General features: G+C 69.4%; 11 protein-coding genes and 2 tRNA genes. 7 read left to right on the forward strand and 6 right to left on the reverse strand.

Features of this window, described 5'->3' with window-relative positions; genetic code table 11:
* From EYW40_RS08175 to EYW40_RS08190, 4 genes are read right to left on the reverse strand one after another with little or no spacing between them, the layout of a single operon-like run.
* Positions 1 to 258 carry a 50S ribosomal protein L23 gene (locus tag EYW40_RS08175; RefSeq protein ID WP_135821125.1) on the reverse strand — a complete coding sequence of 86 codons (258 nt, stop codon included), beginning with the start codon at positions 256 to 258 and terminating at the stop codon, positions 1 to 3.
* On the reverse strand, positions 255 to 1,007 hold the full coding sequence (gene rpl4p / locus EYW40_RS08180; protein WP_135821126.1) for a 50S ribosomal protein L4: 753 nt from the start codon (positions 1,005 to 1,007) through the stop codon (positions 255 to 257). The genes EYW40_RS08175 and rpl4p overlap by 4 nt, the downstream gene beginning before the upstream one ends.
* A 3-nt stretch (positions 1,008 to 1,010) precedes the next feature.
* Complete coding sequence (locus EYW40_RS08185) at positions 1,011 to 2,027, reverse strand: 50S ribosomal protein L3 (RefSeq protein ID WP_135821127.1); 1,017 nt, start codon at positions 2,025 to 2,027, stop codon at positions 1,011 to 1,013.
* 7 nt (positions 2,028 to 2,034) lie between these two features.
* On the reverse strand, positions 2,035 to 2,943 hold the full coding sequence (locus EYW40_RS08190; protein WP_135821128.1) for a putative RNA uridine N3 methyltransferase: 909 nt from the start codon (positions 2,941 to 2,943) through the stop codon (positions 2,035 to 2,037).
* A gap of 222 nt (positions 2,944 to 3,165) precedes the next feature.
* On the opposite strand from EYW40_RS08190, the gene EYW40_RS08195 reads away from it, so the two are divergent.
* From EYW40_RS08195 to EYW40_RS08210, 4 genes are all read left to right on the forward strand, one after another.
* Positions 3,166 to 3,236 (forward strand) — tRNA-Gly (locus EYW40_RS08195).
* A 391-nt stretch (positions 3,237 to 3,627) separates the two neighbouring features.
* Positions 3,628 to 4,338, forward strand: coding sequence for a class I SAM-dependent methyltransferase (locus tag EYW40_RS08200; protein WP_135821129.1), 711 nt, complete (start codon positions 3,628 to 3,630; stop codon positions 4,336 to 4,338).
* A 165-nt stretch (positions 4,339 to 4,503) separates the two neighbouring features.
* Positions 4,504 to 4,893: a DUF7994 family protein gene (locus EYW40_RS08205; RefSeq protein ID WP_135821130.1), complete on the forward strand. Its 390-nt coding sequence runs from the start codon at positions 4,504 to 4,506 to the stop codon at positions 4,891 to 4,893.
* 55 nt (positions 4,894 to 4,948) lie between these two features.
* Positions 4,949 to 5,019, forward strand: a tRNA-Gly gene (locus EYW40_RS08210).
* Positions 5,020 to 5,536: 517 nt separating this feature from the next.
* Here the strand turns inward: EYW40_RS08210 and EYW40_RS08215 are convergent.
* Entirely contained in the window at positions 5,537 to 6,940 is a 1,404-nt protein-coding gene (locus tag EYW40_RS08215; protein WP_135821131.1) for a PAS domain-containing sensor histidine kinase, read from the reverse strand.
* Between the two features lie 140 nt (positions 6,941 to 7,080).
* Here EYW40_RS08215 and EYW40_RS08220 point away from each other — a divergent pair, with 140 nt between their 5' ends.
* On the forward strand, positions 7,081 to 7,389 hold the full coding sequence (locus EYW40_RS08220; protein WP_135821132.1) for a thiamine-binding protein: 309 nt from the start codon (positions 7,081 to 7,083) through the stop codon (positions 7,387 to 7,389).
* Between the two features lie 11 nt (positions 7,390 to 7,400).
* Here the strand turns inward: EYW40_RS08220 and EYW40_RS08225 are convergent, their stop codons facing one another.
* Positions 7,401 to 8,396: an arsenic resistance protein gene (locus EYW40_RS08225; protein WP_135821133.1), complete on the reverse strand. Its 996-nt coding sequence runs from the start codon at positions 8,394 to 8,396 to the stop codon at positions 7,401 to 7,403.
* A gap of 97 nt (positions 8,397 to 8,493) precedes the next feature.
* Here EYW40_RS08225 and mch point away from each other — a divergent pair, with 97 nt between their 5' ends.
* Entirely contained in the window at positions 8,494 to 9,426 is a 933-nt protein-coding gene (gene mch / locus EYW40_RS08230) for a methenyltetrahydromethanopterin cyclohydrolase (protein WP_135821134.1), read from the forward strand.
* Between the two features lie 10 nt (positions 9,427 to 9,436).
* Entirely contained in the window at positions 9,437 to 9,919 is a 483-nt protein-coding gene (locus EYW40_RS08235) for a double winged helix-containing putative transcriptional regulator (protein ID WP_202614482.1), read from the forward strand.
* Positions 9,920 to 9,930 lie beyond the last annotated feature (11 nt).

Below are 9,930 nucleotides of genomic sequence, written 5' to 3' on the forward strand. Positions count from 1 at the left end.
TTAGAACACCCCGATGCGCGAGGCGACTTCCTGGGCGTCGTCGTCCTCGCCGAGTCGGACGGTCGCCTTCTTTCGCCCGTTCATCGTGACTTGCGTGTTGACCTTCTCCACTTCGATGTCGAACTGCTCCTGGACCGCCTCGGCGATCTCCGGCTTCGCGGCGTCCAGGTCGACGATGAACTGGAGCTTGTTCCCGAAGTCCATCTCGTTCATCGCCTTCTCGGTGACCAGCGGGTGGACGATGACGTCGCCCGTCATCGGTCGGCCACCTCCTCGACGGCGCTCTCGGTGAACACGGTCAGCCGACCGCCCTCCGCGCCGGGCGCGAGGTCCTCCGCGTTGACCTCGGCGGCCGTCGCGACGTCCGCGCCCGCGAGGTTGCGCGCGGCCTTCGACGGGCCGGCCTCGCTGGACGTGACGAAGAGGATCGACCTCGGCGTCTGGTATTTTCGCCCGCGGGTCGTCCCGCGGCCGGCGCGAACGGAGCGGCCCTCGTCGGCGCGCTCGACGTCGTCGTGGACGCCCAGCGACTCCAGGACGTCGACGACGGCCTGGGTCTTGACGAGGTCCTCGAACGCGTCGCTCACGACCAGCGGGAGTTCGACGTCGCCGTCGAACTCGTGGCCGCGCTCCGCGACGAGGTCGGCGTCCGTCGTCGCCGCGATGGCGCTGCGGACGGCCTGCTTCCGTTCCTTGTCGTTGATGTTCAGCGAGCGGTCCTTCTCGGACTTCGGCGGGTGGGCCGGGCGGCCGCCCACGGTCTGGGGCACGCGGCGGCCCTGTCCGTTCTCCCGCGGGACGTGGGCCATGCCGCGGCCGCTGCCCTGGGATTCGGCCGGCGTTCGCATGCCGGCGTACTCGTCCGCGCCGTAGTCCTGCTTCCGGTTTGCCTGGGCGGCGAGCACGGCGCGCTTGATGAGGTCCGGCCGGTAGGCCGACTCGAAGACCTCGGGGAGGTCGAGCGTGCCGTCGTCCTCGCCGTCCAGGTCGCGAATTGTTGCTTGCATTGGTTATCCCTGGTTCGATGCGGTGGAGACGTAGCGCACCTCGGGGTCGAGGCGCGGCTGGTCGTTCGGTCGGACGGCCGGGCGGAAGCGCACGAGGCGCTGCTCCGGGCCGGGGACCGATCCCTTGACGAGCGCGTACGGGCCGTCGACCTCGCCGTAGTTGACGAAGCCGCCGTCGACGGACGCGTCGTCGCCCTCACCGATGTCGATGAGGCGCTTGTTCAGTTCCGTGCGCTGGTGGTAACCGGTCTGCCCCTGCTGGGGGACCGTCGAGCGCACGCGGGAGGGGTTCCACGGACCGAGGTTGCCGATCCGGCGCCGCCAGCCCTGGCGGGCGTGCTTGCCCTTCCGCTTCTGGACGCCCCAGCGCTTGACGGGGCCCTGGGTGCCCTTCCCCTTCGTGACGCCGCTGACGTCGGCGTACTCGCCGGCGCGGAACACGTCGTTCATCTCGTGTGCGCCGCCGTCGGCGACGAGGTCGAGCGCGAACTCGACGCGGTCGCCAAGCGAGCCGCCGCCCACGCGGGTCTCCATCACGTCGGGCTTTTTCTTCGGGACGCTCGGCACCGCGTCGGGAACGGTGTGGGTGATGACCCGGACGTCGGCGACGTCGCCGGCGTCGAGCGCCTCGTGCAGTTCCTCCTCGGCCGCGTCGGCGTCGTGCTCCTGGGGGACGTCGAGGACGCGGTCGAGTTCCTCGTGGAACTCGTCGGTCCAGACCTCCGTGAGCGGCTTCTTGCCGTAAGCGGTGTCTTCGTACGCTCGCAGGGCCACCGCGCGCATCGGTGGCGTCTCCACGATGGTGACGGGGACGGTCTCCTCCATCCCTTCGCGGGGGGAGTCCGACTCGTCGTTGATCATCACCACGTGGGTCATGCCGGCCTTGTACCCGGCGAAGCCCTGGAGCGCTGGCTGTCCGTCGTCGTCCGGCCACGAGTTGAAGCGCGGGACTTCGCTCTCCGCGCGCTTCCGGGGGCCGAACCCCAGCGAGCCTTTGCGTGGTCTGCTTGGTTGTGGCATTTGTGTTTCACTCCGTGAGTGTGAGGCAGCCGAGCGCGGCGAACATCGCTTCCTCCGTTCGCACGACCTCGCTGCCCTGGTTCGGGATCGCGTTGAGCCAGAGGTCGAACCGGCCGGGTGCGCCTGGTTCGACCGCGGACGGGGCCTCCGCCCCGCCCGCCGGTTCGGTCTCAACGGCTCCCTCGTCGGGAGTCCGAGCGGCCCTGACCGCGTCAACGGTCACGTCCGCTATCATCTCCGGCAGCCCTCTCTCGGGCGCGCCGAAGGCGACGGTCATCCCGTCGTCCTCGACGCGACCGGCCAGCGGTCCGAGCCCCGACACGGTGAGCGGTTCACCGTGCCGCGACGTTGCGATCCGGACGCCGGCGTCCTCACGGCCGAGCGCTGCCGACAGGTCCGCGCTCTCGACGGCCAGCCCCGGGAGGGGCTGGTCGACGATCCTCGCACGGACCGGCTCTCGCGAAGAGATCCTGACGGTAACGCGCTCCCCCTCGGCGACCTCCGTTTCCGGAGGGACGACGAGCGAGATCGGGTGTTGCAGTCCGCAATTGACCCGTACGCGCCCTTCAGGTCCGACCTCGGTCACGATTCCCTGTCTTAACGACCCCGGATCGTTCGATCCGGAGCCGGTCTGTGACGCGGCGCGGAGCGGCGGCAGTACGCCCGCGTACTCCAGTTCGTCCCGCTTGCCCCACGCCTCCTTTCGGAGGTAAGGGGGCGTCGCGGCGTACCGCAGTACGGTTTCCACGAACCCGCCGCCCCACCTGCGCTCGCCTTCCCGGTCGGGGAAGACGGTCAGGCGGTCCGCCCGGAACACCGTCGCCGCGCGGGCGACGTAGCCGACCTTGCGAGTTGCCTCGCGTTTGTCTTCGGCTTCCCGGACGAGAGACGACGGCACGAGTACGCTGACGGTCATGCCGTGACGCTTCGACGCCTCACCACTAGACTGTGCCGATGTATCCGTCGGGGTCGTAAAAGAATGCCGGATCGTTTTCGGCCCTGTGTGGCCTTCACACGCGTTTCAACGGGGTTTCAGGACGGATCTCGTATGTGTCCCCGTACCGTGGTTCGCCGGGTCGCGGATGACCTAGTTCGGAACGCTTATACGACACCCGGCGGTTAGGTGAGACTGCAACGGGCGCTGGTAGTGTAGTGGTATCACGTGACCTTGCCATGGTCACAACCGGGGTTCAAATCCCCGCCAGCGCACTTCTCCGGAACCTACGTCCCCAGCGACGCGTTTCATTGCGTCGCGTACGACCCGGTTCCGGTGTGTGCGACGTGGGATTTGAAGTAGACCGGACGCAGCGCCGAGCGGTGCGAGGCGACCGTCCGGGCGTGGTTCAAATCCCCGCCAGCGCATTTTTGCCGAACGCTACTTAGCCAGCGACCGCTGTACGTGTCGCTCGCCACCGTGAGTGAGGAAATCGCCCGCGGGGATTTGAGCAGACGGGACGAGCGAAGCGAGTCCCGGCGAGTTCAAATCCCCGCCAGCGCACTTCTGCCGAACGCTACTCAGTCAACGGTTGCTCTATTCGTCACCGGCGGCCGGCAGCCTGATGAAAGTATATCACGGCCGCGACTGACGGGGCAGGTGTCCATGACCGACCCGGAGGAACCTCCGGAGTACGACGCGCTTGCGGAGCAGGCCGAGAGCCGCGACGGCTGGGAGAGCCCCTGGGGCGACAACCCGCTGCAGGAGTACTACTCGTGGCCGGCGACGCGGGCCTTGCTCCCGGAACTGAACGGCAAGCGCGTCCTCGACGCCGGCTGCGGCGTGGGCGACCACGTCGGGGAACTGCTCGACGCCGGCGCGAGCGTGGTCGGCGTCGATGCGAGCGGGTCGGCCGTCGAGACCGCGCGGGAGCGGTTCGGCGACCGGGCGTCGTTCGAACGGGCGGACCTGACTGAACCGCTGCCGTTCAGGGACGACGCCTTCGACGTCGTTCTCGGCCATCTCGTGTTGGACCACGTCAGGGAGCTCCGGCCGACGTTCGAGTCGTTCCGCCGCGTCCTGACGCCCGACGGCGCGCTCGTCTTCTCGGTCGTCCATCCGATGCAGTACTACCTCGACTACGACGCCGTCACGGAGTACTACGGCACCACCGCGGTGACGCTCGGCTGGGACGGCGTCGACGTGACCTCCTACCAGCGCCCCGTCGGCGCGATACTGAACGCGGTTACCGAGGCGGGGCTCAGCGTGGAGTCGGTCGAAGAGCCGCGTCCGCCCGCGGCGTACGAGAACCACGCGGCGGACGACTGGCGCGTCTCCGAGCGACCGCAGATCCTCTGCGTCCGTGCGCGGGGATGAGATAAGACCCGACCAGCCACCCCTCCACGCCCCCGTCGCCCGCGGCCGAGTCCCTCGAGCTCGGCGGCGGACCGGGAGCCTGCCGGAGCGTACCGCGGGGCTGATCGGCCGTAGGTCGCCGTAGCGACCAGTAGTTTCATTGTCGGACTCCGGGGATCGCACCGTATGCGCCGCTACTGGTTCGCGGTCCTCGGTTCCGCCTTCCTCGTCGTGCAGCTCGGCCTCCTGTACGCCATCGGGATCCCGTCCACGTTCGACTGGTCCATCGCCTCGCTCGTCGGGTACGCCCTCGCCGGCGCGGCCTTCCTCGTCGCCGGCGTCCACGAGTGGCTCCCGATCCCGGACGGCGTCGTGCCGTGGTACTGGTTCGCCGGAGCCGGCGACATCCTGCTTGGTCTCGGCATGCTTTCGACCGGGGTCACGTCGGCGCTGGAGGGCGACTCAGGGTCGCTGTTTTTCGGCGTCCTCATCTCCGCCGGGAGCCTGGTGCTGGTGTTTACTGGGATCGATTACGCACGCGGGGGCGTCCACCTCGACCTGTCGACGTTCGAGTGACCGCGTCCGAGTTGGCTACATTTATATATCCCCGTATCGTGGTTTCGGGTACAGGGCGCTGGTAGTGTAGTGGTATCACGTGACCTTGCCATGGTCACAACCGGGGTTCAAATCCCCGCCAGCGCACTTCTCTCGCGAACTACACGGCGAGCGACCGCTGTGCGTGTCGCTCGCCACCGTGAGCGAGGAAATCGTCTAGGGATTTGAGCCAGCGAGTCGCACGCCCGGGAAGCGAACGCAGCGAGCGACCCGGACCGTCTCGCCCGGTTCAAATCCCCGCCAGCGCACTTCTCCGGAGTCCGCGTCCTCAGCGACGCGTTTCATCGCGTCGCGTACGACCGGTTCCGGTGTGTGCGACGTGGGGTTTGAAGTAGACCGGACGCAGCGCCGAGCGGTGCGAGGCGACCGTCCGGGTGTGGTTCAAATCCCCGCCAGCGCATTTTTGCCGAACGCTACTTAGCCAGCGACCGCTGTACGTGTCGCTCGCCACCGTGAGTGAGGAAATCGCCCGCGGGGATTTGAGCAGCGAACGAGCGAGCGCCAGCGAGCGAAGTGAATGAGTTCAAATCCCCGCCACCGTAGTTCCGCCGTCATCACGAATCAGCACGTTTCATTGCGCGAACGCCGTCGACGGCGTCGGCCGTCACGGGGGCGACGGGACGTCGGTGACCTCGAACCGCGCGCCGCCGGCGTCGCTCTCCGTCACGGCGACGGACCAGCCGTGTGCCTCGACTATCTCCCCGACGATGGAGAGTCCGAACCCCGTCCCGCTCTCCGTGCTCGTGTACCCCGACTCGAACACGTCCGAGCGCTCCGCCTCGGGGATCCCGGGCCCGTCGTCGGCGACGTAGAACCCGTCGGCCAGGTCGCCGACGGTGACGCTGACCGACTCGCCGCCGTGTTCGATGGCGTTCCGGAAGAGGTTCCCGAACAGTTGCTGGAGCCGGTTCGCGTCGGCCGGGACCGTCTTCGCAGTCTCGACGTCTATCGTCGCGTCCGCGGTCTCGATGGTCCTCCAGCACCGGGAGACGCAGTCGCGGACCGGGACCGGCTCGGTCCCGTCGATCGCCTTCCCCTGTTTCGCGAGCATCAGGATGTTCTCGATAAGCTCCTCCATCCGGGTGTGGGCACACCGGATCGTGTCGACGTGGGGGTTGTCACACTCCTCGGCGAGGAGGTCGAGGTGGCCGGCGGCGACGTTCAGCGGGTTGCGGAGGTCGTGGGTGACGACGTCGGCGAAGTCCTCGAGTTCCTCCGTCCGACGCCTGAGTTCGTCTTCGGCCCGCTTTCGGTCGGTGATGTCGATGTACGTCGCGATGGCTTCGGTTCCGTCGTCGTCGAGCGGCGTCGCGGTGAGCAGGAACGTCCGGGACTCGCCGTCCGCGGTCCGCCGCGTCACCTCCCGCCGGACGGGGTCGCCCTGTCGGACGCGCGACCCGACCTCGTGGGCCGACTCGTCGTCGTCGACGAACTCCGCCAGCGGGGAGCCGCCGATCTCGTGCTCGGCGAAGCCGAACGTCTCGCGGAACGCCCGGTTCGTCCGTTTCACGACGCGTTCGTCCCCGTCGGCCTCGGTGAGGACGAGGGGGATGGGGACGGCGTCGAGGAGGGTGGCGAGGCGGTTTCGCTGGTCCTCGAGTCGCTCCTGGTAGTCCCGGAGGGCGGTGATGTCCTCGTTGACGGCGACGAACCGGTCGATGTCGCCGGTCGGTCCCGTCACGGGCGAGATCGTTTGCCTGGCGACGTACCGCTCCCCGCTCTTGCGCTCGTTGACTATCTCGCCCTCCCAGACGTCGCCGCCGAGGATGGTGTCCCAGAGGCGCTCGTAGAACCGGTCCCCGTGGACGCCGGACTGGAGGATTCGGGGTTCGTTTCCGACGGCCTCCTCGGCGGTGTAGCCCGTCTGCTCCTCGAACGCCGGGTTGACGTACTCGATCCGCCCGGTCGTGTCCGTCCAGTAAACGGCGTGGCCGGTGTTTTCGACGGCCTCCTGAAACGCCCGCATGGACGCGTTTGCCGGACCGGCGGCACCCTGCTCGGAGGTCATTACTGTTAATGAACGGAAGGGAATGTTAAATCGGTTGGAACCGTCGACCGGCGAACCGGAACCGCGCGTGGCCGCCCCGAAGGGTGCCGGCTCCGCGCCCGGGACGAAAGCCTTTGCCCGGCCCGCCCGTCGGGGGAACCATGACGACCGTTGCACTGCTGTCCGTCGCGCCGGTGATCGAGGGGAGCATGGCGGGCGAGGTGGCGAAAGCCGTCGACGCGCTGGAGGAGTTCGACGTGACCTACGAGACGAACCCGATGGGCACCGTCATCGAGGCCGAAGAGGCGATCGAGGTGTTCGCCGCCGCGCGGGCGGCCCACGAGGCCGTCGACGGCGACCGCGTGTCGACGTTCCTGAAGATAGACGACAAGCGGACCGCGACGTCGAGCGCCGCGGACAAGGTCGCGGCCGTGGAGGACGAACTCGGCCGCGAGGCACGCGGGGAGTAGGCCGGCGCGGCTCAGTTACTCCGCAGCGCCTCGAAAAGCGGCGTGGGCGCGGCCGGGACGAGCCACGCCGGCACCGCCCGCGTGAGGACGACCATCCCGGAGAGTTCGACGAGCGTCTGGGTCACGACGACCGTGGGGGCCAGTTCGTAGCCCGCCGGGAGCGCGAGCGCGAGCGGCAACACGACAAGCGAGTTCCGCGTGACCGACGTGAACACCAGCGCCCGGCTCTCGCCCGCGCCCATCCCGAGCAGGCCCGCCGCCATCCGAGCGAGCAGTGGCATCACGAGGAGGAAGGCGGCGTACACCGGGACGACAGCCGCGATCTGGTCGATCGACGCGCGCACCCGGGGGAGCTGCGAGGCGACGACGACGAACAGCGTGACGGCGAGCATCGGCACCGGGAGCCACCCCATCGCCGCCTGCCAGCGCTCGCCCGACGCGGAACGCTCCGCGGCCGCCTCCGTCGCCCACGCGAGCGCCAGCGGCAGCGCGATGATCGTCAGGAACGCCTCGAGGAACGGCCCGGCATCGACGATGCCTGCCGCCCGCGGCCCCACGAACAGCCGGAGGTACGCCGGGAGCAGGAGCAACTGGACGAGCATCAGCGCCGGCGTCGCCGCGGTGACCTGCTCGGCGTCGCCGTCGGCCAGTTCCGTGAACGTGATCACGTAGTCGATACACGGCGTCAGCAACACCATGAGCGCGCCGACGAGCACGGCCGGGTTCGGCGGGAGCGCGCGGGTCAGCGCCCAGACGACGGCGGGGACCACGAGGAAGTTCATCGCGAGCGCCGCCGCCATGAACCGGCCGTTGGCGAACGCCCGCCGGATGCGGACGAACGGGACTTCGAGGAAGGTCACGTACAGCAGGACGACCAGCACGGGCTCGATGAACCGCTCGGCGGCCGTCCCCGCCGTCGGCCGCCCGAGCGCGACCCCGACCGCGGAAAACACCGCGACGGCGTACAGGGCGACCTGGTTCCGCCTGATCCAGTCCTTGCGACCCATCCCTCGGCACGACGGGGCGCGGCCGGAAACGAGCGTCGCTTCCGGCCGGGACGGCCGACTGACAAAGCCCTTGTGCGGTGCGGCCGTTCCGGCGACCATGGAGAGTCTCAACCGGATGGCCATCGAACTCGTCGACGAGGCCATCGACTTCGCCGAGGAACTCGGCATCGGGGCGTACGAACTGGACAACGAGGCGACGGTGCTCGACTTCGGCGTCGACGTCGAGGGCGGCATCGAGGCCGGCCTCCTGCTCGCGGAGATCCAGACGGCGGGGCTGGCGACCGTCCAGACCCGGATGGACGAGGTGGCCGGCGCGCCGCTGCCCCACGTCGAACTGTCGACCGACCACCCCGGCGTCGCCCTGCTCGGCGCGCAGAAGGCCGGCTGGGAGGTCAGCGTCGACGGCTTCGAGGGGCTGGGCAGCGGGCCGGCCCGCGCGCTCGTCGCCGAGGAGGACGAGTACCGCCAGATCGGCTACCACGACGCCTTCGAGTTCGCCGTGCTCGCCGTCGAGACCGACGACTTCCCGGACGAGGCCGTCGCCGCGCACGTCGCAGAACTCGCCGAGGTCGACGACAACGGCGTGTTCCTCCCCGTCTTCTCGACCGCGAGCGTCGCCGGGAGCGTCACGATGGCCGCCCGCGCGGCCGAACTCGCCGTCTTCCGCCTGACTGAACTCGGCTACGACCCGATGGACGTGGTCACCGCGAGCGGGAGCGCGCCGCTCGCGCCCGTCGCGGACTCGGAGGAGGCCGCCATCGGCCGGACGAACGACGCGCTGGCGTACGGCGGGCAGGTCCACCTCGTCGTCGAGGAGCCGTTCGACCGCTTCGAGGAGGTCGCCTCGACGGCGACCGACGAGTACGGAACACCGTTCGAGGACGTGTACGAGGACCACGACTGGCAGTTCTACGACGTGCCCGAGAGCGTGTTCGCGCCGGCGCAGGTGACGATAGACGTGGTCGGCGGCGATACCCACGTCGTCGGCGAACGAAACGAGGAGTTGCTCGCCGAGAGCTTCGACCTGTGAGGGGCCGGCCGTGAGGTTCAAGCAAGTGCCCGCCCCGCCGGCGTCCCTCGACGCGCTGGCCGACTACCGCCGTGCCGTGCCGCTGGTGCCGGGGTCCGAGGACGACTGCTGTGCGCGCCTCCAGCGCCGGACGGACGTGGCGACGCGGCCGGACGCCCGGACGTGGCTCACCTTCCTCCGCGCGCTCGAACTGGTCGAGGAAACCGACGACGGCTACGCGCGGACGCGCCGGGACGCAGACCCGACTGACCTGGCGGACGCGTTCCGCGAGCGGGTGTTCGGCGCGCGCGAGGTGCTGTCGGCGCTCGGCGACGGCCCGGTCGACGCCGCCGAGGCGTTCGAGGCGGTTCGCCCCGCCGTCCCGCAGTGGGAGCGCCACCGCAACCCGGGGACGTGGGAGGCCGACTGGCGCGAGCGCGTCGAGCGCCTGCTCGCGTGGGGCGTCCTGCTCGGCCTGGCCGAGCGGACGGGCGAGGGCTACGCGGCCGCCTGACTTTTCACGCT

This window comes from Halostella litorea (genome assembly GCF_004785955.1).
GTDB lineage: Archaea > Halobacteriota > Halobacteria > Halobacteriales > Natronoarchaeaceae > Halostella > Halostella litorea.

What these genes read in the sequence shown, in the direction of transcription:
- EYW40_RS08175 (WP_135821125.1), bottom strand. Translation starts at nt 258, where the DNA reads ATGACGGGCGACGTCATCGTCCACCCGCTGGTCACCGAGAAGGCGATG.
- rpl4p (WP_135821126.1), bottom strand. Translation starts at nt 1,007, where the DNA reads ATGCAAGCAACAATTCGCGACCTGGACGGCGAGGACGACGGCACGCTC.
- EYW40_RS08185 (WP_135821127.1), bottom strand. Translation starts at nt 2,027, where the DNA reads ATGCCACAACCAAGCAGACCACGCAAAGGCTCGCTGGGGTTCGGCCCC.
- EYW40_RS08190 (WP_135821128.1), bottom strand. Translation starts at nt 2,943, where the DNA reads ATGACCGTCAGCGTACTCGTGCCGTCGTCTCTCGTCCGGGAAGCCGAA.
- EYW40_RS08200 (WP_135821129.1), top strand. Translation starts at nt 3,628, where the DNA reads ATGACCGACCCGGAGGAACCTCCGGAGTACGACGCGCTTGCGGAGCAG.
- EYW40_RS08205 (WP_135821130.1), top strand. Translation starts at nt 4,504, where the DNA reads ATGCGCCGCTACTGGTTCGCGGTCCTCGGTTCCGCCTTCCTCGTCGTG.
- EYW40_RS08215 (WP_135821131.1), bottom strand. Translation starts at nt 6,940, where the DNA reads ATGACCTCCGAGCAGGGTGCCGCCGGTCCGGCAAACGCGTCCATGCGG.
- EYW40_RS08220 (WP_135821132.1), top strand. Translation starts at nt 7,081, where the DNA reads ATGACGACCGTTGCACTGCTGTCCGTCGCGCCGGTGATCGAGGGGAGC.
- EYW40_RS08225 (WP_135821133.1), bottom strand. Translation starts at nt 8,396, where the DNA reads ATGGGTCGCAAGGACTGGATCAGGCGGAACCAGGTCGCCCTGTACGCC.
- mch (WP_135821134.1), top strand. Translation starts at nt 8,494, where the DNA reads ATGGAGAGTCTCAACCGGATGGCCATCGAACTCGTCGACGAGGCCATC.